Origin of the sequence: Stutzerimonas stutzeri, assembly GCF_002890895.1 — a bacterium.
Lineage (GTDB): Bacteria > Pseudomonadota > Gammaproteobacteria > Pseudomonadales > Pseudomonadaceae > Stutzerimonas > Stutzerimonas stutzeri_AB.
The window spans coordinates 499,603-524,826 of record NZ_POUL01000001.1; the positions used below are offsets into that span (position 1 = coordinate 499,603).

Genomic DNA, 25,224 nt, shown 5'->3' on the forward strand with positions numbered 1-25,224 from the left:
GAAAGCCGCAGCCGATTAAGACGGCGTTTAACCGCTTGTGGATCAGCGGAAAGCACGCCTCGATAGACTGAGGAATGCCGGCGAAGATCAGCCTAGCAGGCTAGCCGCTTCGGCGGTCACGCGCTCAACCACGGCGCCGCCTTGCTCCAGTAGGTTACGCACAGGCGCGAAGGAACGGCGATGGATGATGGTCGGGCCGAGACGCCGCAGGGCGTCGAGGTGATGCGGCGTTGGATAGCCTTTATGGGCGGAAAGCCCATAGCCCGGATAGCACAGGTCCAGCGCACACATTTCCCGATCCCGGCTGACCTTGGCCAGAATCGATGCAGCGGCAATTGCGGGTACCTGTGCATCGCCCTGTATGACCGATGCGCTCGGCACCGCAAGCTGGGGGCACCGATTACCGTCGATCAAGGCCAATCGAGGTCTGACGCTGAGCCCTTCGACTGCACGCTGCATGGCCAGCATGGTGGCATGAAGGATGTTCAGCTGATCGATCTCATGCACCTCGGCGCGAGCAATGCACCAAGCGAGCGCTTTCTCGCAAATCTCATCGAATAACGCCTCGCGGCGAGCCTCGGTGAGCTTCTTCGAATCGTTCAAGCCCTTGATCGGACGCAAGGGGTCAAGGATCACCGCTGCAGTGACCACGGGTCCACACAGCGGCCCACGGCCCACTTCATCGACGCCAGCGACCAGCTCTTCAACCAGATTGAAATCCAGCCCGATTTGCATCAGCGCGCGCCTATCAGTTCGAGCACTGCATCGGCCGCCTGGCTCGAGGCATCGCAACGCAGCGTACGGTGAATCGCATCAAACCCGTCGGTCTGCCTGTCGCCGTTATCCAGCAATGGCGACAACAGCTGAGCCATTGCGTCTGGAGTCGCAGCGTCCTGAAGCAACTCAGGAACAAGGAGCCGCTGGGCCAACAAATTAGGCAAGGCCACATACGGGCTTTTAACCAGGCGCTTGAGAATCCGAAACGTCAGCGGCGCAACGCTGTAAGCCACCACCATGGGCCGCTTGTACAGCAAGGCTTCGAGCGTTGCGGTGCCAGAGGCGATCAGCACCGCATTGCAGGCGGCCAACGCCTCATGGGAACGACCGTCGAGCAACGTCAGCGGGAGGTCCCGCCCTGTCAGCATCTGCTCCAACTGAGCTCGCCGCTCGGAACTGGCACAGGGCACCACGAAACGAATCCCCGGACGCATCGAGCGCAATCGGTCGGCTGCGGCCAGGAACAGTTCGCCAAGGCGAGCCACCTCTCCACCCCGACTACCGGGCATCAACGCCACGACCAGCCCGTCCTGCGGCAGATTCAATAGAGCCCGCGCCTCGGCTCGATCAGCTACTAATGGGATAGTGTCGGCCAGTGGGTGGCCTACAAAACGCACCGCTACCTGATGGTCGTCGTAAAACTTCGCCTCGAAGGGAAACAGCGTCAGCATCAGGTCGCAGGCTTCACGGATTTTCAACACACGCTTTTGACGCCATGCCCAGACCGAAGGGCTGACGTAATGCACCGTCTTGACACCAGCACGCCGCAATTTAAGCGCCAGGTCCAGATTGAAATCCGGCGCGTCAATTCCGATAAATACATCCGGACGCACTTCAAGCAAGGTCTTGAGCAGTCGTTTGCGTCGACAGAGCAGTTCCGGTAGGCGCCCGAGCACCTCAACCAACCCCATGACAGCCAGGCGTTCTTGCGGAAAATAGGATTTAAGCCCCTGCGCCTCCATTCGAGGGCCGCCCACGCCAACGAATTCGACCATCGGATACTGCGCCTTCAGCGCTTGCATCAATCCGGCGCCAAGAATGTCGCCAGACGCTTCGCCAGCAACTAACGCAACTTTTAGAGGTTTTGACATATCAGCGGGTGATACCGCGGTTCGAAGCCAGCACTGAGTCTCTAAACAGCGCTACCTCAGGAAATGCCTGGGCATCCACCTCGAGCGCAGTCAGTGCAGCCTCTACCGTCAATCCCTTGCGATAGACGACTTTATAAGCATTGCGCAGTGCCATGATGGCTTCGGTGCTGAAGCCCCGACGACGCATGCCTTCGAAGTTCATGCCGCGCGCTTCGGCCGGATTGCCAAATACCGTCACAAAAGCGGGAACATCTTTGCCTATGGCCGTGCCCATGCCGGAAAAGCTGTAAGCACCGATGTGGCAATACTGATGGACAAGGGTGTATCCGGACAGGATCGCCCAGTCACCCACATGCACATGGCCAGCTAGCGCTGTGTTATTGACCAGGATGCAATGATTGGCGATGACGCTGTCATGGCCAATGTGCGCATAGGCCATGATCAGATTGTGGTCACCGAGCGTGGTCTCGCCTCGATCCTGCACGGTGCCGCGGTGAATGGTCACCCCTTCGCGGATCACGTTGTGATCACCAATCACAAGGCGGGTAGGCTCACCCTTGTATTTGAGGTCGGGGGTATCTTCACCCACCGAGGAAAACTGGAAGATTCGATTGTGCCGGCCGATACGGGTCGGCCCCTTGATGACCACGTGAGACGCGATCACGGTACCCTCGCCTATTTCGACATCCGGGCCGATGATCGACCACGGGCCGACCTGAACGTCATCCGCCAGCCGGGCCGCAGGATCGACGATGGCGCGAGGGTCGACCAAACTCATATCTTCTGTTCCGCACAAATGATTTCCGCCGAGCATACCGGCTTACCGTCAACACTGGCGCGGCAATCGAACTTCCAGATTCCTCGCTTGGCGCTGATGAAGGATGCCTCGAGCGTCAACTGATCGCCCGGCACGACGGGTTGACGGAAACGCAGCTTGTCCGAGCCGACAAAAAAGTACAGTGTGCCATCGGCTGGCTTCGCACCCATCATCTTGAAACCAAGCAGCCCCGCCGCTTGCGCCATGGCTTCAATGATCAAGACGCCCGGCATGATCGGATGCTGCGGAAAATGCCCGTTGAAGAACGGTTCGTTGATGGTGACATTCTTGTAGCCGCGAATACGCTTGGCATCCGTGTCTAACTCCACCACCCGGTCAACCAGCAGAAAGGGGTACCGGTGGGGAAGGTATTCGCGTATCTCGTTGATATCCATCATTTGGAAAAAAAGCCCGTAAGGAGAATGGGAGCCTGCACAGCCATATAGCCGAGCGACCCGCTGGCAAATGCCTTCTGATAGGAGCGATCAGACGGTATGGTCAGCCATCAGAAGCCGTATCCCCGCGCGGGGTCACGGACGCCAAGCGCTTTTCTACCTGCTGCAGCCGGCGCGCCATGTCGTCAAGGTGCCGAATCCGAGCAGCACTCTTGCGCCATTCCGCGGCAGGCTGCATGGCCGTTCCAGAAGAATAGCTTCCCGGCTCGGTGATCGACCGCGTGACCATGGTCATGCCTGTGATGAACACGTTATCGCAGACCTCGATATGCCCAACGAGCCCAGCGCCGCCCGCAATCATGCAGTTACGACCAACCTTCGTGCTACCGGAAATGCCGGAACAGCCAGCCATGGCAGTGTTATCACCGATCTGTACGTTATGCGCGATCATGATCTGGTTATCCAGCTTGACGCCATTGCCTATAACCGTATCCGATATGGCACCTCGGTCGATGGTGGTATTGGCGCCAATCTCGACGTCATCACCGATACGCACGCCACCGAGCTGAGCAATCTTTTCCCAACTGCCCTGCTCATTGGCGAAGCCGAACCCTTCACCTCCGATCACCGCACCGGGTTGAATGACCACGCGTTCGCCGATGATTACGTCGTGACAAAGGGTGACGCGAGCAGCGAGCCGCCCTCCCGCGCCTATGCGACTTCGTGCACCGACTAATGACTGCGCCCCAATCTGCACCCCAGGACCCACCCAGGCATCTGCCTCAATCACCACCTGCGCACCGATGCGCGCCGAGGGATCAACCGAGGCACTGGGATCGACGACCGCGGTGGGATGAATACCGACGGGCGCCAGTGGCCGCCTCTCAAACAGATGCGAGATGCGCGCATAGGCAAGATACGGGTTGGCTACAACCAATGCGGTACCGGCGTAGCCATCGGCGTCCTTGGCGGTAAGCAGCACGCCGCCCGCTCTCGTCGCGGCCAGAAATTTCCGGTACTGCGCATTGGCCAGAAAGCTCAAATGCTCAGGGCCAGCATCCTGCAACGTCGCGAGAGCTGACACTTGCAGCGAGCCATCGCCGCGCAGGTCGGCACCGAGCCGTTCGGCCAGATCGCCGAGCGTATAGGCCACTCTGCTCATTAGCGCAGCTGATTCATGCGCTCAATGACCTGGCGGGTGATGTCGTACTGCGGCTTGACATCAACCACCGCGCCACGCTCGAGCACCAGATCATAGTCACCCTTTTTGATGACCTCTTCGACTGCCTTGTCCAGCTTTGGCTTGAGCTGCTTGAGCATGTCACGATCAGCGGATGCTTTAGACTCGTTCAGCTCCTTCGACAGAAACTGGAAGTCGCGGGCCTTTTGCTTGAATTCAAGCTCAAGACGCTCACGTTCAGCCTGCTGCATCTTATCGCCGTCCTTGCCCAGACGGTCCTGAATGCGCTTGGCGTCGCTCTCCAGTCCTTTAAGCTTCTCCAGCTGTGGGCCGAACTTCTTCTCTGCGTCGACCGAGTAGCGCTTGGCGGCGTCCGATTCGAGCAGAGCCATCTGATAGTTCATCACCGCTATTTTCATTTCAGCAAATGCGGGGGTCGCCACTAGAGCAGCGGCAATGACAAGCAATTGGGTCAACTTACGCACGGTATATACCACTCTTCAGGAATGCGCCGGAGCATGGCTCCAGATGATTAAAAGGTTTGGCCTAGCGAGAACTGGAAGACCTGAGTATCCGCTTCGTCCGGCTTCATTACTGGCATCGCCAGGCTGAAACTCAGCGGCCCCATAGCAGTAATCCAGGTCAGACCGACACCGACCGAGCTGGCCATGTCGCCGATATCGATATCGCTGCATTTAGCCGAGCCCGACGGGCAATTCGTATCGTAGACGTTACCCACGTCCCAGAACACCGAGGTGCGCAACGAGCGTTGATCCTTGACGAACGGCATCGGAAACAGCAGCTCCATCCCGCCCTGAATCAGCACGTTACCACCGTAGGGCAGCGCATCCTGATCAGGATCGGCAATAGTGCCCTCATTCCCGGTTACAGGCTCGCCACGGCTCGGCGTGCTGCGCGGACCGAGACTGCTGTCTTCGAAACCACGGACGGAGTTGAAGCCACCGGCATAGTAGTGCTCATAAAACGGCAGCCGTGATGTCGAGCCATAGGCGTCCCCATAGCCCAGCTGCGTATGCAGCCGCATGGTGTAGGTCTTGGTAACCGGCACGAACAGCTGAGCGTTGTAATCGAGTTTATAGAACGACAGGTCGCTGCCTGGAATGGTGGTCTCCAGTGACAGGCTCTGTGAATGACCCCGGGTTGCCAGAACGCCACGGTTCAACGTCGACTCAGACCAACCGACTGAAGCCTTGAAGTTGAGATAACTGTCGCCTTCCTGCTCGATGAAATCGAAAATCTCATCAACCGTGTAGCGTCCACTGTCGATCGTGTCCTGTTGCGCGGACAGACCAAACGACAGCCGCGAAGTCTCGCTGATCGGATAGCCAATGTTCACACCGCCACCCAGACTGTCGACCGAGTAGCTTGAAACGTCGTAGTCCAGCTCGTCGTAGTCGGTGGTTCGATAGAAAGCGTTGTAGCCAAGGCTTACGCCGTCTTCGGTCCAGTAGGGATCCACAAATCCGAAGTTGTAACGCGACTGGTATTCGCTGCGGGTGAGCCCGACGCTGACACGATTACCGGTGCCTAGGAAGTTGTTCTGACTGATCGACCCGCCGAGAATCAAACCCGCATTCTGCGCAAATCCGATGCTCGCCATAATCGAGCCAGACGGCTGTTCTTCGACGCTATAGTTCACATCGATCTGGTCGTCGGTGCCTGGGACCTGCGGCGTTTCGACGTTCACTTCCTTGAAGAAGCCCAACCGTTCGAGACGTGTCTTGGACTGGTCGATCAGATAGGTGGATGCCCACCCGCCTTCCATTTGGCGCATCTCGCGTCGCAGCACTTCGTCTTCGGTCTTGGTGTTGCCGCGGAAGTTGATGCGATTGACATAGGCGCGCTTGCCTGGATCGACCACAAAGGTGATCGATACAGTGTTGTCCTCGTCGTTGGTTTCCGGCACGCCGTTGACGTTGGCGAAGGTATAGCCCTCATTGCCCAAGCGGCGAGTGATCAGCTCCGAGGTGGTAGTCATCACTTTTCGCGAGAAGACCTGCCCTTCCTTTGCCAACAGCAAGGATTGCAGCTCTTCTTGGGGCACTTTCAAATCGCCGCTCAGTTTGACGTCACTGACGGTATAGCGGTCGCCTTCAGCGATGTTTACCGTGATATAGACGTCTTTCTTGTCTGGCGTGATGGACACCTGGGTAGAGGTGATGTCCATGTTGATATAGCCGCGATCCAGGTAATAGGAGCGCAGACGCTCAAGATCACCGGACAGTTTCTCCCGCGCGTACTTGTCGTCATTACGGAAGAACGACAACCAGTTACTGGTCTTCAACTCGAACAGGTCGGAGAGATCTTCGTCAGGAAACACGGAGTTGCCGACGACGTTGATATGCTTGATTGCCGCGACGGAACCTTCGTTTATGTTGATCTTCAACGCGACGCGGTTGCGTGGCTGCGGAACAACCTCGGTCTCGATCGTGGCCGAGTAGCGACCCTGCGCAACATACTGCCGCTGCAGCTCGTTGCGCACACCTTCGAGCGTGGCTCGCTGGAAGATTTCACCTTCGGCAAGGCCTGACTGCTGGAGACCGGAAAGCAGGTCTTCGGTCTTGATTGCCTTGTTACCATCGATTTCGATGCCGGAGATCGACGGGCGCTCGACTACGTTGATTACCAGCACATCGCCTTCACGGCCGAGCTGGATGTCTTCAAAAAAACCGGTGCGAAACAACGCTCGGGTTGCATCGACCAGCCGACTGTCGTCAGCTGCCTGACCGACATTCAGCGGCAACGCGCCAAAGACACTGCCAGCAGAGACTCGCTGCAGACCGTTGACGCGTATATCGGAAATAGTGAAGGACTCGGCGTGAACTTCGGCAATCATCAGTGCGGAAATAACCGCAGGTAGCAGCAGACGTTTCATGAAGTCCTTTCTTTTCAAACCTGATAATTGAACCTGCGCGTGGCGCGGCGACATCAAGGTATATGGCGGTTAAAGGCGGCCAAGGTCGTTGACCAGCGCAAGCAGCATCACCCCAACAACCAGGCTGATACCGATCTGTACTCCCCAACCCTGGACCCTGTCCGACAAGGGACGTCCACGGACCCACTCGACCAAGTAGAAGAGCAGGTGCCCTCCATCCAGGACAGGGATAGGCAATAGATTGAGTACCCCAAGACTTATGCTCAGGTAGGCGAGGAAATTCAGGAAGTCGCCCACGCCCGACTGTGCAGAAGCGCCCGCCACTTTAGCAATGGTTATCGGACCGCTCAAGTTTTTTACCGAGAGCTCCCCGAACAGCATTTTCCTAAGCGAATCCAGTGTCAGAACGCTCATTGTCCATGTGCGACGAAGCCCTTCACCGACAGCTTCGACGGGACCATGACTGACCTGACGCAACATTTCCGGTGGCCATTCCCCCCCCGCAACGCCAGCACCAAGATAACCCCGACGCTTATCCCCATCACCACGCTCAGCCAGCGTCAGGGGCAGTTCAATCTGCTGGCCGTCACGCTCGACCCCCAGTAACACTGCCCGTCCGGCCAGCGGCTTGACCCGATCTATTACTGCTTGCCATTCGGTCAGCGCCTCTCCATCAATACTGACCAAACGATCCCCTAGTTGAACACCAGCAGCCTGAGCCGGCCCTTCCGGATCCAGCTGGGCAACCACCGGTGCGATTTCCGGACGCCAAGGGCGAATGCCCAGCGAACCGATCGGGTCAGGTTCTTCGGCGCCTTTCAGCCAATCCGTCAGCTGCAGCTGCAGCCGTTGCGGCTGATCGCCATCAACCCCACGCACCAGCATCTCCAGCGAGCCGCTTTCACCTAGTCGCCGGATGAGCTGCAAGTTGACCTCTGCCCAACCAGCCGTTGGCTTGCCGTTGATTTCGACGATTTCCTGCCCAGGCATCAGCCCTGCCCGCTCAGCAAGGCTACCGACCTCTACCGCACCCACAACCGGACGGACTTGCTCGGTGCCCAACATGGCCAACACCCAGAAGAACACCAGGGCAAGCAGAAAGTTGGCTAACGGCCCAGCCGACACAATGGCGAAACGCTGCTTTACGGTTTTGCGGTTGAAGGCCTGCTCCAGCAGAGCGGGCGGTACGTCGCCCTCGCGCTCATCGAGCATCTTGACGTAGCCGCCGAGAGGGATCGCGGCGAGAACGAACTCGGTACCCTGGCGGTCATGCCAGCGCAACAACGGCCGACCAAAGCCTACCGAGAAGCGCAGAACCTTGACGCCGCAACGACGAGCTACCCAGAAGTGCCCGAACTCGTGAAAGGTTACCAGTACACCCAGCGCCACGAGGGTGCCAATGATCATGTACAGCGCGCCCATATTTCCTCTGCCTCGAAAGGTCTTTTAGCAGCCTGTCAGCCCGATCAATGCCGGGGCGTCACAGCCAAGTTGGGACTCTTGATCACTATCGATCGCGGGCTTGCAACCAGCTCGAAGCAAGCTTGCGAGCCTGCGCATCGGCGGCAAACACGTCAGCAAGGCAACGAGCCGGAACCGAAGCCTCCTGATCAAGAACGTCCTCGATAATACTCGCGATTTCAGTGAAGCGAATGCGGCCGTTCAGGAAAGCATCCACAGCCACCTCATTTGCGGCATTGAGCATCGCTGGCGCCGTTCCGCCGTCCTGAGCGGCTTGGCGGGCGATCCGAAGACACGGAAATCTGTGCTGGTCGGGGGCCTCGAAATCCAGACGGGCCACCTGAAGCAGGTCGAGGGCGGACACGCCTGAGTCGATCCGCTCCGGCCAGGCCAATGCATGTGCAATAGGTGTGCGCATGTCGGGGTTACCCAGCTGCGCCAAGACCGAACCGTCGACGTAGTCGACCATCGAGTGGATGACGCTTTGCGGGTGAATCACGACCTCGACCTGGTCCGGCCGAGCATCGAACAGCCAGCAGGCCTCGATGAGCTCAAGCCCCTTGTTCATCATGCTCGCCGAATCGACCGAAATCTTGCGACCCATGGACCAGTTCGGGTGAGCACAGGCCTGATCAGCAGACACATCAGCGAGCTGCTCCAGAGGCAGTTGTCGGAACGGCCCACCTGAGGCGGTAAGCATAATACGCCGGACGCCGACACGGCTCAGGCCGGCTGCATAATTGCCAGGCAGGCACTGGAAGATGGCGTTGTGCTCGCTGTCGATGGGCAGCAACACCGCCTCGCTGTCATGCAGCGCCTGCATGAACAGCGCGCCGGACATGACCAGCGCTTCTTTGTTCGCTAACAGAACCCGCTTGCTGGCTTGAACCGCCGAGAGCGTCGGACGCAAACCGGCCGCACCAACAATCGCGGCCATGACCACATCGACCTCGGGATGCGCTGCAACCTCACTCAGACCACCCTCACCTACCAGCACCCGCGTTTTGATGCTATCGCTGTCGAGTTGCTCCTGCAGCACACGAGCCCTGCTGCTATCAGCCACTACGGCATACCGGGGATGGTGCAGTCGGCACAGCTCACGCAACTCGGCGATGCGACTGAATGCAGTAAGCGCAAAAACCCGGTAACGCTCGGGATGACGGGCGATGACATCAAGCGTGCTCAGCCCGATGGAACCGGTCGCGCCAAGAATTGTTACCTGCAGCGGGCCACTCACCATGCACCCCAACCGGCGAGCCATAGCAGAACCGTGAATACGGGTACCGCAGCTGTCAAGCTGTCGATACGATCCATCACGCCACCGTGCCCTGGAAGCAGCTGGCTGCTGTCCTTGATACCAGAGCTGCGCTTGAACATGCTTTCGGTCAGATCACCAACAACGGAAATGACCACTACCAGAGCCGCACCCAACAGAGCGAGCACTAGCTCACGTGTGGACCAGGACTGATAGAAACCAACAGAAAACGTAATCAGCAGGCTGGTAACCAGGCCACCAATCATCCCCTCCCAACTCTTGCCCGGACTGACCTGCGGAGCGAGCTTGCGACGACCAAAGGTCTTCCCCGCCGCATAGGCACCGATATCAGCACCCCAGACCAGAACCATCACTGCAACGATCAACCAATTGCCCTGCGGCCACTGTTTCAGCAAAACCAGACCCTGCCAGGCGGGCAACAGAATCAGCAATCCGATAAACAGGCTGCCGGTACGCCCACCCCAGTGCCGCTGACTTCGGGGATAGCTGACGACCAGCGCTGCAGCCGCCAGCCACCAGACCACACTGATCGCGAGCAACCATGACGCCAGAGCGGGAACTGAATACAACCCAGCAAGTATCAGAGCGACCGCCGCTGCATAAAGCACCCGGACCGCTTGAGCCTCGAAACCTGCCAGACGCGCCCACTCCCAGCCCCCAAGCACTACGACAAGGCCTATGAACAGCGCAAAAGCGAGACCCTCAAGAAGAAAAAACCCGATCAGCGCGATCGGAAGAAGAATGGCTGCCGTGATGATGCGATGCTTCAGCATTCAGCTCGAACCTCTATTTCTACCTGATCCCCGGTCTTACCGAAACGTCGTTGACGCTTGGCGAAATCGGCCAATGCAGTACGCATAGCGTCGTGCTTGAAATCGGGCCAGAACAGGTCCGAGAAATACAACTCAGCGTAAGCCAGCTGCCATAAAAGGAAATTGCTGATGCGCCGCTCACCTCCGGTACGAATGCAGAGGTCCGGCGGAGGCATGTCACCAGTTGCCAGATAGCGCTGAAAGACGGCAGGCGTGACCTCATCCGGATTCAGGCGACCCTCCTGCGCTTCGTGAGCCAATCGCTGTGCGGCTTGGAGTATGTCCCATTGGCCGCCATAGTTGGCGGCCACTTGAAGCACGAAACGGCCTGCTCCCGCGGTCATCCTCTCAGCCTCAAGCATTGCTGCCTGCAACTCCGGATGAAAGCGAGAGCGATCACCAATGATTCGCAAGCTGATGCCATTTTCATTGAGCTTGCGCGCTTCGCGGCGTAGAGCAGTCAGAAAGAGCTCCATCAGAGCCCCAACCTCTTCAGCAGGCCTTTGCCAGTTCTCACTGGAAAAGGCAAACAGCGTCAGCACCTCAACACCTGCCTCAGCGCAGACCTCGATAACGGCTCGCACCGCATCGACACCGGCCTTGTGCCCAGCCACGCCTGGCAAGAGACGACGCTTCGCCCAGCGATTGTTACCATCCATGATGACTGCGACATGACGGGGTACATTCCGCCCGGCAATCTGCCTGACCTTATCCATGAAACGACTCTACCTGCGCTCAATCACGCTGCGAACAATGGGAGAAACCGCCAACGGCAGCTTCCGGGGATACGACTGGTTAGCCCCTCGCGCCGCGAACTTACGTGGCTCGGCGCACTCCGACGTGTGCAGTACGGACGAAGTCCGGTACAGCGACATCAAACAGCCATCAGGTCGTTTTCCTTACCTTCAAGCGCCTTGTCGATTTCCGCAACGTACTTGTCGGTCAGCTTTTGAACGTCGTCCTGGCCGCGTCGTTCCTCGTCTTCGCTGATTTCCTTCTCCTTCACCAGATCCTTCAACTGGGCAATGGCATCGCGACGGATATTGCGCACGGCGACCCGAGCATTCTCGGCCTCCGAGCGCGCCTGCTTGGTGTACCCCTTACGGGTCTCTTCAGTAAGCGCAGGCATCGGCACGCGGATGGTAGTGCCGGCAGTGGCAGGATTCAGGCCGAGATCAGACGTCATGATCGCCTTTTCGACAGCCTGAATCATGCCTCGATCAAAGACCGTAAGGGCCAGAGTGCGCGAGTCTTCTGCCGTTACGTTGGCTATCTGGCGCAGAGGCGTGTCACTGCCGTAATAAGACACCATAACGCCGTCGAGAATACTCGGATGAGCACGACCGGTACGAATCTTGGCGAACGCCTGCCCCAGCGATTCCAGGGTTTTCTTCATGCGTTCCTGTGCGTCTTGCTTGATCTCGTTGATCATTGATACTGCTCCTCGATCAGGGTTCCTTCGGCGCCGCCAAGCACAATATTGAGCAGGGCACCGGGCTTGTTCATATTGAACACCCGCAGCGGCATGTTGTGGTCGCGGCACAGGCAGATGGCGGTCAGGTCCATGACGCCCAGCTTGCGGTCAAGCACATCATCATAAGTCAGCTGTTCGAACTTTTCGGCATTCGGATCCTTGAATGGGTCCGCCGTATAAACACCGTCAACCTTGGTGGCCTTGAGCACCACATCGGCATGAATCTCGATGGCACGCAGGCAGGCGGCCGAATCGGTGGTAAAGAACGGATTGCCGGTGCCCGCGGAGAAGATCACCACTTCGCCGCTCTTCAGGTGACGCATCGCCTTGCGGCGGTCGTAATGGTCAGTAACACCGACCATCGAAATCGCCGACATGACCAATGCAGGTATGTTTGAGCGCTCCAGGGCATCACGCATGGCCAAGGAATTCATGACCGTAGCGAGCATGCCCATGTGGTCACCAGTTACACGGTCCATGCCCGCAGCAGACAGCGCAGCACCACGGAAGAGGTTGCCGCCACCAATGACCAGGCCAACCTCTACGCCGATGCCCACTAACTGACCAACTTCCAAGGCCATGCGATCGAGCACCTTGGGATCGATGCCAAAGTCCTCGGACCCCATAAGGGCCTCGCCGCTTAATTTGAGCAGAATGCGTTTATAGCGAGGATTGCGTGCACTCATCTGCTGAGCCATTGGCGTTGTCTCTCCTGCGGCATTTGTATGACTAGGCTGGCCTGCAGCCGGAAAAAATGTCTGCGCTATGACAGCGCAGTATCGCGTTGGTGCCAAGCGGTGACCGTCGCATTGGCGAAAAACATTTCAACCCTCCAATCCGACAAAGAGGCCGCGCGCGTAAGCGGGCAGCCTCTTTGAGGACAGCAGAAGCGTCTTATTGCTTGGTGGCAGCCACCTGAGCGGCGACTTCAGCAGCAAAGTCGACCTCGGCGCGCTCGATGCCTTCACCTACTTCGTAACGCACGAAGGAAACGATTTCGGCACCAGCCTTCTTAGCCAGCTCACCGACCTTGACGTCCGGATCCTTGACGAAGGCTTGTTCGACCAGGCTGGCTTCAGCAAGAAACTTGCTGATACGGCCTGCAACCATCTTCTCGACGATTTCGGCCGGCTTGCCTTTGATCTTGTCTTCGTTCAATGCCAGGAAGATTTCCTTTTCCTTTGCAACAGCCTCTTCGGAAACCTGCGACGGATCCAGGAACTGCGGGTTGCTAGCAGCGACGTGCATGGCGATTTCCTTCGCCAGCTCAACGCTACCACCCTTCAGCGCAACGAGCACACCGATACGGTGACCGTGCAGATAAGCACCTACCAGATCCGCCTCAACGGTAGTCAGGCGGCGGATATTGACGTTCTCTCCGCACTTGGCAACCAGCGCTTCACGATCAGCTTCCTGAGCTGCAACCAGCGGCGCAGCATCGGTCATCTTCTCGGCAAAAGCCTTCTCGACGCTGTTGCTGACGAAATTCTTGAAGTCGTCCTGCAGGGCCAGAAAGTCGGTCTGCGAGTTGACTTCGATAATCACGGCACGCTTGTTGTCATCAGCAACCTTAACCGCAATAGCGCCTTCTGCAGCAATGTTGCCAGCCTTCTTGGCTGCCTTGATGGCACCCGCAGCACGCATGTCATCAATGGCTTTCTCGATGTCGCCACCAGCAGCGGTGAGTGCCTTTTTGCAATCCATCATGCCTTGGCCAGTGCGCTCGCGCAGTTCTTTAACCAGGGCTGCAGTGATCTCTGCCATGTTCGCAAATCCTCTCGATTCGATTGTCGATCATGCCCTCAACTCGGGCGATCAATTCGGAATTGGCAAAAAGGGGGCATAGCCCCCTTTTTGTTCAACGGGTATCAGCTAGGCGACAGATGCGCTTAGCCTTGAGCGGCCTCGGCAGCTGCCTCTTCGACGAACTCGTCAGCACCGCCAGCGTTGTTCTGGCGACCACGCAGAACAGCGTCCGCCATGGAGCCGAGATAGAGTTGCACGGCACGGATGGCGTCATCATTACCAGGGATGATGTAGTCGACGCCTTCCGGGCTGCTGTTGGTATCAACGATGCCGATAACCGGAATACCCAACTTGTTGGCTTCGGAGATAGCAATGCGCTCGTGATCAACGTCAACAACGAACATGGCGTCCGGCAGGCCGCCCATGTCCTTGATGCCGCCTAGGCTACGATCCAGCTTTTCCAGATCGCGAGTACGCATCAGCGCTTCTTTCTTGGTCAGCTTCTCGAAGGTGCCGTCCTGAGCCTGGGTTTCCAGCTCACGCAGACGCTTGATCGAGGCGCGAATGGTCTTGTAGTTGGTCAGCATGCCGCCCAACCAGCGATGATCGACGTACGGCGAGCCACAACGAGCAGCTTCTTCGCGAACGATCTTGCCAGCGGAACGCTTGGTGCCAACGAACAGAATCTTGTTCTTGCCTGCAGCCAGCTTCTCAACGAAACGCAGGGCGTCGTTGAACATCGGCAGGGTTTTCTCAAGGTTGATGATATGGATCTTGTTGCGCGCGCCAAAGATGTACTTATTCATCTTCGGGTTCCAGTAACGGGTCTGGTGGCCGAAGTGCACACCGGCCTTCAGCATATCGCGCATAGTGACTTGAGACATGAGAGTTCCTCAGATAAGTCGGGTTAGGCCTCCACGCGTCCCGATATCCAACTCTTGCGAGCACCCAGGATACCGTGTCGACACGTGTGTGGGGTCAGGCTCGGCAGGTAGTCCCGCAGAGCGGCGCGTTTTATAGCACAAGCAAGCATCGGAGGCTAGCGCGTACTGAAACTGAATGAAGTTATCAAGGTTGCCTCTGTTTGCCGGCGCCGCCAGGGCCGCCTGCAGGCCACGCCCTCTTTGGTTTATCATTTGCTGCTTATATCTATTCGCCTGCGCCTCTTGGCGCCAAGAGGGTTGCATGACTGTTTCCATCAAGACGCCTGAAGACATCGAGAAAATGCGCATTGCCGGCCGCCTGGCCGCCGAGGTGCTGGAAATGATCGGTGATCATGTCAAGCCCGGCGTCACAACCGAAGAGCTGGACCGCATTTGCCACGAGCACATCGTCAACGTGCAACAGGCTGTACCCGCCCCGCTCAACTACAAGGGCTACCCCAAATCGATCTGCACCTCGATCAACCACGTCGTATGCCATGGCATCCCCAACGACAAGCCGCTCAAAGACGGTGACATCCTCAACATCGACATCACGGTCATCAAGGACGGCTACCACGGCGATACCAGCCGAATGTTCATTGTCGGCAAAGCGCCAGAGTGGGCCGAGCGACTCTGCAAGGTAACGCAGGAGTGCCTTTATAAAGGGATCGAAGTGGTCCGCCCCGGTGCGCGCCTTGGGGACATTGGTGAAGTGATTCAGAAGCACGCCGAGAAGAACGGTTTCTCCGTCGTCCGCGAGTACTGCGGACATGGCATCGGCAAGGTTTTCCACGAGGAGCCGCAGGTGCTGCACTACGGCCGAGCCGGGACCGGTCTTGAGCTAAAGGAAGGGATGACCTTCACCATTGAACCAATGATCAACCAGGGCCGGTCAGAAACCCGTCTGCTTGGCGACGGCTGGACAGCTATTACCAAGGACCGCAAGCTATCCGCCCAATGGGAACACACCCTTGTGGTCACTGCAGATGGCTATGAGATCTTCACCCTTCGCAGCGATGACACCATAGCCCGCACATCGCCCTGATTTTTTTGATGCTTTGACGGAGGGCGACGGTATGCCTCAGGTTGATTCCGAATTGTTCGACCGCAGCCAGTTCCAGGCTGAACTGGCACTCAAGGCCAGCCCCATCGCCGCCTTCAAGAAAGTCATTCGCAAGGCCAGAGAGGTGCTCGATGCGCGCTTCCTCGCCGGCCAGGATATACGTAGCCTGATCGAAGGCCGCGCCTGGTTCGTTGACCAGATCCTGCGCGCCGCCTGGGGCCGCTTCGACTGGAGCAATGAAGCACAGATCGCGCTGGTCGCGGTGGGCGGCTATGGGCGCGGCGAACTGCACCCCTATTCCGATATTGATCTGCTGATCCTCCTCGATAATAACGATCAGGAAATTTTTCGGGACGCCATCGAGCGATTTCTAACGCTGCTCTGGGACATCGGCCTGGAAGTTGGCCAGAGTGTGCGCTCGGTGCAGGAGTGTGCCGAGGAGGCACGTGCAGACCTGACCGTCATCACCAACCTCATGGAGAGCCGCACGATCGCCGGCCCCGAACGCCTGCGCCAGAACATGCTGAAGGTCACCAGCCCTTCAGCAATGTGGCCCAGCAAGGAATTCTTTCTTGCCAAGCGTAACGAGCAGGCCACCCGCCATTCCAAGTACAACAATACCGAGTACAACCTGGAGCCAAACGTCAAAGGCTCCCCTGGCGGGCTGCGTGACATACAGACCATTCTGTGGATAGCGCGGCGCCAGTTCGGTAGTTTGAATCTCAGCGCTATCCTTGATCAGGGATTCCTGACGGAAGGCGAATACTCACTGCTGGTGGCCGGGCAGGAGTTCATTTGGCGTGTCCGTTACGGGCTTCACATGCTGGCCGGACGCGCGGAGGATCGCCTGCTGTTCGACCACCAGCGCAGTCTCGCCGCCCTCCTTGGCTACGAAGACAGCGATGCCAAGCTGGCGATCGAGCGCTTCATGCAGAAGTACTACCGTGTCGTGATGAGCATTTCAGAGCTAAGCGACCTGGTCGGACAGCACTTCGCCGAGGTGATCCTCTGGGAAGGCGACAGCGGCGATGCGGTGCCGCTTAACAGCCGCTTCCTGGTGCGCGACGGCTATCTGGAAGTAGCCGATGATTCGGTGTTCAAGCGCAGGCCCTTCGCGATACTGGAGATCTTCGTACTGCTGGCCCAACACCCCGACATTCAGGGTGTACGAGCGGAGACCATCCGCCTGCTCAGGGACCACCGGCATCTGATCGACGACGAGTTTCGCAGCGACATCCGCAACACCAGCCTCTTCGTCGAACTGTTCAAATGCAAGGAAGGCATCCACCGCAATCTGCGGCGCATGAATCGCTACGGCATTCTCGGGCGGTACTTGCCCGAGTTCGGCCATATCGTCGGGCAGATGCAGCATGACCTTTTCCATATCTACACGGTCGACGCCCATACGCTCAACGTCATCAAGTACCTGCGCAAACTGAGCAAACCCGGGGTCGCCGAAAAGTATCCACTGGCCAGCAAATTGGTGGAACGGCTACCCAAGCCGGAGCTCATCTACATCGCCGGGCTCTACCACGATATCGCCAAGGGCCGTGGCGGCGACCATTCGGAGCTGGGCGCAGTGGATGCGCAGGAATTCTGTGTACGCCACAAGCTGCCTGCATGGGACACGCGCCTGGTGGTATGGCTGGTCGAGAACCACTTGGTGATGTCAACGACCGCCCAGCGCAAGGACTTGTCGGACCCTCAGGTGATCAACGACTTTGCTCAGCAGGTAGGTGACGAAACCCACCTCGATTACCTGTATGTGCTGACTGTTGCAGACATCAATGCAACCAACCCGACCCTTTGGAATTCCTGGCGGGCAAGTCTGCTGCGCCAGCTCTACACCGAGACCAAACGCGCGCTCAAGCGCGGCCTGGAAAACCCACTGGGGCGCGAGGAGCAGATTCGCCAGACCCAGCGAGCCGCACTCGACAGCCTGGTGCGCAACGGAACCGATCCAGATGATGCTGAACAGCTATGGTCGCAGCTGGGCGATGACTATTTCATGCGCCACAGCTCGGTCGATGTGGCCTGGCACACCGAAGCAATCATCGAGCACCCGAGCGACGGCGGTCCGCTGGTCCTGATCAAGGAAACCACCCAGCGTGAATTCGAAGGTGGCACTCAGATCTTTATCTATGCGCCAGATCAGCATGACTTCTTCGCCGTGACCGTCGCGGCCATGGACCAGCTGAACCTGAACATTCACGACGCCCGAATCATTACTTCGAGCAGCCAGTTCACGCTGGACACCTACATCGTGCTGGACGCCGACGGTTCACCCATCGGCAACGACCCCGAGCGCACAGAAGAAATTCGACAAGGGCTGATCACCGCGCTGCGGAACCCGGCTGATTATCTGACCATCATTCAGAAACGCGTACCGCGACAGCTCAAGCATTTCGCGTTCCCGCCGCAGGTCACCATTCACAACGACATGCAGCGCCCGCAAACGATCATCGAGGTCGTTGCACCAGACCGCCCCGGGCTACTGGCGCGCATCGGCCAACTGTTTCTGGACTTTGATCTCTCGGTACAGAATGCCAAGATCGCCACGCTGGGCGAGCGTGTAGAGGACGTTTTCTTCGTCACCAATGCAGACAACCAGCCTTTGTCAGACCCGCAGCTATGCACTCGCTTGCAGCAGGCAATGATCAAGCAGTTGACCCAGGACAACGAGCATCAGCCCTCACCTAGCAGCATCGTCATCTAATCAGCAACGGCATCCTGCCTCGGCGACGAGGCGGTAGCGAACGTCGCCGGGGCCTGAGTCAATCCCAGGGCTTGCCTCGGGTTTTCTCTGTGTAGGGCAGCCTCTGCTGCATGGCTGCCTTCGCCAGCACATGCGCGCTGACCGGCGCGGTCAAAAACAGAAACAGAGTAATCAGCACCTCATGGACGCTGAGGCCGTTACCCTGATTACTGAAGAAGATCATCGAAGCGATGACGATCCCACCGACTCCAAGCGTGGTCGCCTTGGTTGGGCCATGCAAACGCGTAAAGAAATCAGGAAGACGATACAAACCGATCGCCCCTACCAGGGCAAACACGCTTCCCACTATCAGAAATGCGCTTACCAGCAGCTCTATCCAGAATGGCATGCAGCCTCCTCAGTCGATGATCTCGCCGTGCAACAGGTGTTTACCCACTGCTACGGTACTGACGAAGCCCATCACCGCGATGAGCAGAGCAGCCTCGAAGAACAGGTCGGACGCGAGCCAGATGCCAAACAAGACGATCAAGGCCAACGCATTGATGTACAGGGTGTCGAGCGCCAACACCCGATCAGGCATGTCGGGCCCCTGGACCAGCCGCACCACATTCAGGATCGCTGCGATTCCAATGATCGCCATGCACAGCGGAATTACGTACGTGAGCATTCGAAAATCTCCAGCAGCGGTGTTTCGTACCGGTTTTTCACCTCGGCCACCAGCGCTTCCGTGTCGGGCGCATCCAGCGCGTGGATCAACAGCATCTTGTGGCCGGGCCGCAAAGCAGCCGATACCGTCCCTGGGGTCAACGAGATGATGCTGGTCAGCACAGCGAGAACGAACGGATGCTCGATCGCCATCGGCACTTCGACGAAGGCAGGCCGCAGCCGGTCTCGAGAACTGAGCACCAGCTTGGCCACGCTGACATTGGCCACGACGATGTCGTAAAAGACCTTCAATAGGAACAGGCAAAGCTTCAACGGGCGGCGGACCTTCGGCAGATCGACCAGAAACCCCTGCACCAACAAAGGTATCGCCCAGGCCAGAACCAGTCCAAGCACCAGATGCCCCACGCTTAGCGCATTACTGAGAAGCAACCAGAGCAGCGCCAACAGCAAGGTGAGCGCGGGGTTGGGAAGCAGGCGGGACTTCATGCCTCACCTCCCTGAATGATTTGCATATAAGGCCCCAGATCGAACAGCTGCGCTGCCGTCGCTTGCATATAGGCCTGAATCGGCTGCGCCACCACGACCAACAACACGCTGCCCAACAGCAATCCGAAGCTGGCCACCACGCGCACTCGATCCGCAGGTCGCCCCACGCTGACCGCTTCACTTGGCCGCCAGAAGACCATACTGCCGGCTCGGCTTAGCGCGATGACCATCCCTAACCCGCCCACCAGCACCACAGGCCACAGCAGCAGGGCGTCGACTCCAGCAGGCACAGCCTGCAGCAGCATCACCTTGCCGATGAATCCTGAAAAAGGCGGGAGCCCGGCGATCGAAATCGCACCGGCAAAAAACAATGCCCCCAGCATCAATGGCTGCTTGAGCGCTGGTGCCGAAAGCAGCTCTGAGGCCATATCGCCGCGCTGGCGAGCAATGAGGTCAGCGAGCAGGAACAAACCTCCGGAAACCAGAGTGCTGTGCACCAAGTAATACAGGGCAGCACTGAGGCCCGCCTCTGACCCCAGCGCGATACCGGCCAACAGGGTGCCCACCGAAACCACCACCAGATAGGACAGCAGGACCTGCAGATTGCGGGCCGCCAGCGCACCCAGTACGCCGCCGATCAGCGTGAGCATCGATAGTGGCCACAACCAGTCGAGGACCATGTTGCTCAGTACACCCGCTTCGCTGCCGAAAATCAGTGTGAAGACTCGCACGATGGCGTAGAGCCCAAGCTTGGTCATGATCGCGAACAACGCCGCCACTGGCGCAGTCGCCGCGGCGTAGGCTCGTGGTAGCCAGAAATACAGCGGCAGAATCGCGCCCTTCAGTGCGAAAACCACTAGCAACAAGTAGCCCGCCGCAGCGAGAAGCGGCGCGTCGGCCGGGTCGGCCGCACTCACCCGCCCCGCCAAGTCGGCCATGTTCAAGGTTCCGGTCAGGCCATAAAGCATGCTGACGCCGATCAGAAACAGCGATGAACCCAGCAGGTTCAGCACAACGTAGTGGATGCCCGCCTGCACGCGCTTCGCGCCGTGGCCATGAAGCAACAGCGCGTAGGACGAGATCAACAGGATCTCGAAGAACACGAAGAGATTAAACAGATCACCAGTCAGAAAAGCGCCGTTGATGCCTGCCAGCTGGAACTGAAACAACGCATGGAAGTTCGGGCCGCGCTCGTCATCTCCACGCGCGGCATAAAGCACCGAAAAGCCAGCAAGCACCGCGGTCACCAGCAACATCAAGGCACTCAGCCGATCCAGCAACAGCATGATGCCGAACGGCGGCTGCCAGTCACCGAGACGATACACGGACAGCTCGCCAGCATTTGCCTGCCAGGCCAGCCACAAGGCCAGCGGCACCAGCAGCCAGGTGGCGGTTACTGATAGCAAACGCTTAAGCGATGCGCCACGGCGATGAATCAACAGCAAACTGCACCCGACCAACAGGGGCAGCAGGATCGGCATGATCAACGCATGATTCATTTGCCCGGCTCCCGACCATCAACATGATCGGTACGCAGCTCGCCCAGACCGCGAAGGGCCAGTACCACAACGAATGCGGTCATGGCGAAGCCTATGACGATTGCAGTCAATACCAAGGCTTGCGGCAAGGGATCACCGTACTCGGCGCTCGCCCCGATGATTGCCGGAACCCCTGTCGAAAGACGCCCCATGGCGAATATGAAGAGATTCACTGCATATGAAATCAAGGTCAGCCCCATGACCACCGGAAATATCCGTGCACGTAGCAGCAAATACACGCCACTTGTCATCATCACGCCCAACGTGACCGCATAGACGATTTCCATCAAACCACCTCCTTGCACGACTCGTCCTGACTGACATGACCGAGGTTGGAAAGAATCAGCAGTGTCGCCCCTACAACAGCCAAATACACACCGAGATCGAACAGCATCGCGGTTGCCAGCTCGAAGTCGCCAATTAACGGAAGATGAAAATGGCCGAAGGCCGAGGTCAGGAAGGGCCGACCGAACAACCAACTGCCGAGCCCGGTCAGACCGGCAATCAGCACACCAAGCCCGGCCACGCCGTGATAGCTGAACGGCTGACGCTGCTGCGCCCAGACCACACCATGAGAGATGTACTGCAGAATCAGGGCGACTGCTGTAATGAGCCCAGCGATGAAGCCACCTCCAGGCAGATTATGGCCGCGCAAAAAGATGAATACCGACACCAACAGCGCCATCGGCAACAGCACGCGCGACAGCGTGTCGAGGACCATCGGGTGCCTGTCGGTGGACCATAGCCGGCCGCCGTAATCCCTGACCGGGTGAGGCAGATGCAAGCCATGAAGCAGGCCATAGATCCCTACTGCGGCAATTGCCAACACGGCGATCTCGCCCAGAGTATCGAAGCCACGGAAGTCGACCAGGATGACGTTGACCACGTTGGTTCCACCGCCTCCGGATACGCTGTTCTCGAGAAAGAACGAGGCGATGCTGTCATACGGCCGACTTAAGACCGCATAGGCAAGCAAGGCCACCATGGTGCCAAAGGCCGACGCAATGATCAGATCACGGAAACTGCGCAGGCTGCTCGACTCGACCGGCGTTCGGTCCGGCATGAAAAACAAGGCCAGGATCAGCAGGATGATCGTCACCACCTCAACTGAAATCTGAGTCAGGGCCAGATCCGGTGCCGAGTAACGGGCGAACACCAGGGCGACCAACAACCCCACCACACTGAGCACCATCAGCGCCATGAGACGTCTGCGGTGAAAGATCACCGTCATTACCGACGCCAGGGCGAGTAATAGCATCCCGACAACGGTGATGCCGTCCAGCGGCGTCAGCGGTACAGCGCCGCGCAGCGCTTGTAGGGGGGTCAAGGCATACACAACTACCAGCAGCGAGCTGACCAGCATCAGCACCAAATACCGCTGCAACGATCCGTTCTCCATGCGCTCGGTCACCCAGCGCGCCGTTGCAGCTATGCCGCTGACCACCTGAGCAAAGACCTGCAGCGAATCGACACGCGGCAGCCCTTCATACCAGCGAAACGCCCACTTGCGCATCGAGTAGATCAACAGGCCACCGCCCAGCGCCACGAAACTCATCGCCAAGGGAAGGTTGAAGCCATGCCATATGGCCAGACTGTAGTCAGGAACGTCACCGCCCAGGCTGCCGGCAACAGCCGCAGCCAACAAAGGTGCGACAGTGTAGGCCGGCAAGGTACCCACCAGCAGGCAAAGCAACACGAGGATCTCAACGGGAATCTTCATGTACCGCGCCGGCTCATGCGGCGGATATTTGGGCAGGTCGATCGGTTCGCCGTTGAAAAATACGTCGTGCACGAAGCGCAGCGAGTAAGCGACTGAAAAGGCACTCGCCAGCGTCGCCAGAGCCGGGATCGTCCAGTAAAAGCTACCCAACAGATGCTGGTCGAGCGTCTCGGCAAAGAACATCTCCTTGCTGAGAAAGCCGTTTAGCAGCGGCACGCCGGCCATCGCCAGCGACGCCACCATTGCCAGCGCCGCCGTGTGCGGCATGTACTTCAACATGCCGTTGATTCGCCGCATATCGCGAGTTCCGGTCTCGTGGTCAATGATCCCCGCGGCCATGAACAACGAAGCCTTGAACGTTGCGTGATTGATGATATGGAAGATCGCAGCCACCGGCCCGAGACGTGAATCGAGACCGAACAGCAAAGTGATCAGTCCCAGGTGACTGATGGTCGAATACGCCAGCAACCCTTTCAGGTCGTGCTGGAAGAGCGCCATGACCGCGCCGATCAGCAACGTCGCCAAGCCCGTCAAACTGACCAGATAAAACCACCATTCCGAATCGGAAAGGGCCGGGTACATCCGCGCCAACAGAAACACGCCAGCCTTGACCATGGTCGCGGAGTGCAGAAATGCCGATACAGGGGTGGGCGCCGCCATCGCCTGTGGCAACCAGAAGTGAAACGGAAACTGCGCCGATTTGGTAAATACACCGAGCAGAATCAGAATCAAGGTCAGCGGATACAAGCCGCTGGCGCGGATCAAATCACCCGACGCCAAGACAGTGCTTAGCTCGTAGCTGCCGACGATATGCCCGATCAGCAAAATACCCGCCAACAGCGCTAGCCCGCCGCCTCCTGTAATTGCGAGGGCCATGCGCGCGCCCTGGCGTGCATCGGAGCGGTAATTCCAAAAACCAATCAACAGGAACGACGAAAGGCTGGTCAGCTCCCAGAACATCAACATCAACAGAAGGTTTTCAGCTAGCACCACACCGAGCATGGCGCCCATGAACAATAGAAAGAAGCCGAAAAAGCGCCCCATCGGCTCGCTCTTCGACAGGTAATAGCGTGCATAAAGGATGACGAGCAGGCCGATGCCGAGAATCAGCAGCGCAAAGAGAAATCCCAGGCCGTCCAGCCTCAAACTGAGGTTCAACCCCAGCTCGGGAAGCCAGGGCAGGGACTGGACTTCCGTCTCGCCGCCAAACACGGCGGCACGCTTGGACAACAGCAATGCCAACGCCAGCAATGGGGCCAAACCGGCACCGAATGCACAGGCAGATCGCCCAAACCGTTCAAGCAGCAACGGCAGGCATATGCCCAGGAATGGCAACGCGATGATCAGCGCAAGCGCCATGAGTAAAACCCCTTAAGCCGCGCGTGCGCACGGCAGTTATATCCCTTGGTCGGCCCTTCGCAGCCCGAAGGGGCATGGCGGTGTGCGCCGATTATCCATACCGACCGTAGCAACGTCATGGATTCAAGTATTTCGAAAAACAAAAAGCGCAGCCTAAACACCGTATCAGCCGGCATTCAGGCTGCGCCCTGTCTTCAAATCCGCGTGGAAAAATTGCCTGCTATTCATCGCATCTGACTGGCGTCCGCGACAGCCCGTTGCTAATCCTCCCCGGCCAAGACGAACGGTATCAGGGTGCGATACGGCTCGTGCCATTGACCGTCATGATGCGCACGCGCTGACCGACACGAAACACCTGATTGGGCTCGACTTCCTGAACATAGGCGCGCATGTTGCCGTCATCCTCACGCACCGTGATTTCAACGCCTTGAGCCCGTGTGATCCCCTCCTCCGCTGCTGAACCGAGCATACCGCCGGCCAGTGCGCCGATCACCGCCGCCACGGCACTGCCCCGACCGCCACCAACCCCGCTACCAGCAATACCACCGACCACAGCGCCTGCGCCGGTACCGATCGGGGTCTTGGTCCCTTCGAGCTTGACCGGGCGCAATGACTCGATCGTGCCATAACGTACCGTCTGGACGGTCCGCGCCTCGTCGCGGGAATAGCTATCCCCGGTAAGGTTGGAAGTACAACCGCCGACGGCAAGCGCCACGACGGTGAACGAAGCAACAACGATAGAGTGGCGCATAGGTACTCTCCTGGGAAACGAGGTTGAACCCGACCGTGGTCAGTCGGTGCGGCGAAGAAACACTTGGCAACCGCCTC

24 protein-coding genes are annotated in these 25,224 nt (G+C 58.4%); 2 read left to right on the forward strand and 22 right to left on the reverse strand.

The genetic code is table 11. The annotated features are described in order from the left end of the window. Positions 1 to 87: 87 nt before the first annotated feature. The 15 genes from rnhB to rpsB form a co-directional block, all read right to left on the reverse strand. The gene (gene rnhB / locus CXK96_RS02350; protein WP_102834883.1) at positions 88 to 735 is read right to left on the reverse strand and encodes a ribonuclease HII; all 648 of its coding nucleotides are present in this window, start codon (positions 733 to 735) and stop codon (positions 88 to 90) included. Next, positions 735 to 1,868, reverse strand: coding sequence for a lipid-A-disaccharide synthase (gene lpxB / locus CXK96_RS02355; protein ID WP_102834884.1), 1,134 nt, complete (start codon positions 1,866 to 1,868; stop codon positions 735 to 737). Before lpxB ends, rnhB begins: the two co-directional genes overlap by 1 nt. 1 nt (position 1,869) lies before the next feature. Then, a complete protein-coding gene (gene lpxA, locus CXK96_RS02360; protein ID WP_102834885.1) occupies positions 1,870 to 2,646 on the reverse strand; it encodes an acyl-ACP--UDP-N-acetylglucosamine O-acyltransferase in 777 nt (258 codons plus the stop codon). Further along, positions 2,643 to 3,083: a 3-hydroxyacyl-ACP dehydratase FabZ gene (gene fabZ / locus CXK96_RS02365; protein WP_019342391.1), complete on the reverse strand. Its 441-nt coding sequence runs from the start codon at positions 3,081 to 3,083 to the stop codon at positions 2,643 to 2,645. Before fabZ ends, lpxA begins: the two co-directional genes overlap by 4 nt. A 100-nt stretch (positions 3,084 to 3,183) precedes the next feature. Beyond that, entirely contained in the window at positions 3,184 to 4,242 is a 1,059-nt protein-coding gene (lpxD, locus tag CXK96_RS02370; protein WP_102834886.1) for a UDP-3-O-(3-hydroxymyristoyl)glucosamine N-acyltransferase, read from the reverse strand. After that, positions 4,242 to 4,745 carry an OmpH family outer membrane protein gene (locus tag CXK96_RS02375; protein WP_102835037.1) on the reverse strand — a complete coding sequence of 168 codons (504 nt, stop codon included), beginning with the start codon at positions 4,743 to 4,745 and terminating at the stop codon, positions 4,242 to 4,244. Before CXK96_RS02375 ends, lpxD begins: the two co-directional genes overlap by 1 nt. 47 nt (positions 4,746 to 4,792) lie before the next feature. After that, positions 4,793 to 7,156, reverse strand: coding sequence for an outer membrane protein assembly factor BamA (bamA, locus tag CXK96_RS02380; RefSeq protein ID WP_102834887.1), 2,364 nt, complete (start codon positions 7,154 to 7,156; stop codon positions 4,793 to 4,795). A gap of 69 nt (positions 7,157 to 7,225) precedes the next feature. Next, the gene (gene rseP / locus CXK96_RS02385; RefSeq protein ID WP_102834888.1) at positions 7,226 to 8,578 is read right to left on the reverse strand and encodes an RIP metalloprotease RseP; all 1,353 of its coding nucleotides are present in this window, start codon (positions 8,576 to 8,578) and stop codon (positions 7,226 to 7,228) included. 85 nt (positions 8,579 to 8,663) lie between these two features. Next, positions 8,664 to 9,878 (reverse strand): 1-deoxy-D-xylulose-5-phosphate reductoisomerase, encoded by a 1,215-nt coding sequence (gene ispC / locus CXK96_RS02390; protein ID WP_258005594.1) that lies wholly within the window; start codon positions 9,876 to 9,878, stop codon positions 8,664 to 8,666. Continuing rightward, positions 9,851 to 10,666, reverse strand: a complete 816-nt coding sequence (locus tag CXK96_RS02395) for a phosphatidate cytidylyltransferase (protein ID WP_102834890.1) — start codon at positions 10,664 to 10,666, stop codon at positions 9,851 to 9,853. Before CXK96_RS02395 ends, ispC begins: the two co-directional genes overlap by 28 nt. Further along, complete coding sequence (gene uppS, locus CXK96_RS02400; protein ID WP_102834891.1) at positions 10,660 to 11,421, reverse strand: polyprenyl diphosphate synthase; 762 nt, start codon at positions 11,419 to 11,421, stop codon at positions 10,660 to 10,662. Before uppS ends, CXK96_RS02395 begins: the two co-directional genes overlap by 7 nt. Positions 11,422 to 11,579: 158 nt before the next feature. Next, positions 11,580 to 12,137: a ribosome recycling factor gene (gene frr, locus CXK96_RS02405; RefSeq protein WP_102834892.1), complete on the reverse strand. Its 558-nt coding sequence runs from the start codon at positions 12,135 to 12,137 to the stop codon at positions 11,580 to 11,582. Continuing rightward, on the reverse strand, positions 12,134 to 12,877 hold the full coding sequence (gene pyrH, locus CXK96_RS02410) for a UMP kinase (protein WP_045429014.1): 744 nt from the start codon (positions 12,875 to 12,877) through the stop codon (positions 12,134 to 12,136). The genes frr and pyrH overlap by 4 nt, the downstream gene beginning before the upstream one ends. 196 nt (positions 12,878 to 13,073) lie before the next feature. After that, positions 13,074 to 13,943: a translation elongation factor Ts gene (gene tsf, locus CXK96_RS02415; protein WP_102834893.1), complete on the reverse strand. Its 870-nt coding sequence runs from the start codon at positions 13,941 to 13,943 to the stop codon at positions 13,074 to 13,076. 125 nt (positions 13,944 to 14,068) lie between these two features. Next, positions 14,069 to 14,809, reverse strand: coding sequence for a 30S ribosomal protein S2 (gene rpsB, locus CXK96_RS02420; RefSeq protein WP_102834894.1), 741 nt, complete (start codon positions 14,807 to 14,809; stop codon positions 14,069 to 14,071). A 301-nt stretch (positions 14,810 to 15,110) separates the two neighbouring features. Here rpsB and map point away from each other — a divergent pair, with 301 nt between their 5' ends. Both map and CXK96_RS02435 read left to right on the forward strand, forming a co-directional pair. Continuing rightward, positions 15,111 to 15,893, forward strand: a complete 783-nt coding sequence (gene map, locus CXK96_RS02430; protein ID WP_102834896.1) for a type I methionyl aminopeptidase — start codon at positions 15,111 to 15,113, stop codon at positions 15,891 to 15,893. Between the two features lie 31 nt (positions 15,894 to 15,924). Continuing rightward, positions 15,925 to 18,627 (forward strand): [protein-PII] uridylyltransferase, encoded by a 2,703-nt coding sequence (locus tag CXK96_RS02435; protein ID WP_102834897.1) that lies wholly within the window; start codon positions 15,925 to 15,927, stop codon positions 18,625 to 18,627. Positions 18,628 to 18,685: 58 nt separating this feature from the next. Here CXK96_RS02435 and CXK96_RS02440 read toward each other — a convergent pair whose 3' ends face one another. The 7 genes from CXK96_RS02440 to CXK96_RS02470 all read right to left on the reverse strand — a co-directional run bounded on the left by CXK96_RS02440 (position 18,686) and on the right by CXK96_RS02470 (position 25,147). Further along, positions 18,686 to 19,015, reverse strand: a complete 330-nt coding sequence (locus CXK96_RS02440; protein ID WP_102834898.1) for a Na+/H+ antiporter subunit G — start codon at positions 19,013 to 19,015, stop codon at positions 18,686 to 18,688. A gap of 9 nt (positions 19,016 to 19,024) precedes the next feature. Further along, positions 19,025 to 19,294 (reverse strand): K+/H+ antiporter subunit F, encoded by a 270-nt coding sequence (locus CXK96_RS02445; RefSeq protein ID WP_102834899.1) that lies wholly within the window; start codon positions 19,292 to 19,294, stop codon positions 19,025 to 19,027. Next, entirely contained in the window at positions 19,279 to 19,779 is a 501-nt protein-coding gene (locus CXK96_RS02450) for a Na+/H+ antiporter subunit E (protein WP_102834900.1), read from the reverse strand. Before CXK96_RS02450 ends, CXK96_RS02445 begins: the two co-directional genes overlap by 16 nt. Next, the gene (locus CXK96_RS02455; protein ID WP_102834901.1) at positions 19,776 to 21,278 is read right to left on the reverse strand and encodes a monovalent cation/H+ antiporter subunit D; all 1,503 of its coding nucleotides are present in this window, start codon (positions 21,276 to 21,278) and stop codon (positions 19,776 to 19,778) included. The genes CXK96_RS02450 and CXK96_RS02455 overlap by 4 nt, the downstream gene beginning before the upstream one ends. Then, positions 21,275 to 21,604 carry a Na+/H+ antiporter subunit C gene (locus CXK96_RS02460; protein WP_102834902.1) on the reverse strand — a complete coding sequence of 110 codons (330 nt, stop codon included), beginning with the start codon at positions 21,602 to 21,604 and terminating at the stop codon, positions 21,275 to 21,277. Before CXK96_RS02460 ends, CXK96_RS02455 begins: the two co-directional genes overlap by 4 nt. Next, entirely contained in the window at positions 21,604 to 24,396 is a 2,793-nt protein-coding gene (locus CXK96_RS02465; RefSeq protein WP_102834903.1) for a monovalent cation/H+ antiporter subunit A, read from the reverse strand. The genes CXK96_RS02460 and CXK96_RS02465 overlap by 1 nt, the downstream gene beginning before the upstream one ends. 289 nt (positions 24,397 to 24,685) lie before the next feature. Continuing rightward, complete coding sequence (locus CXK96_RS02470; RefSeq protein ID WP_102834904.1) at positions 24,686 to 25,147, reverse strand: glycine zipper 2TM domain-containing protein; 462 nt, start codon at positions 25,145 to 25,147, stop codon at positions 24,686 to 24,688. Positions 25,148 to 25,224 lie beyond the last annotated feature (77 nt).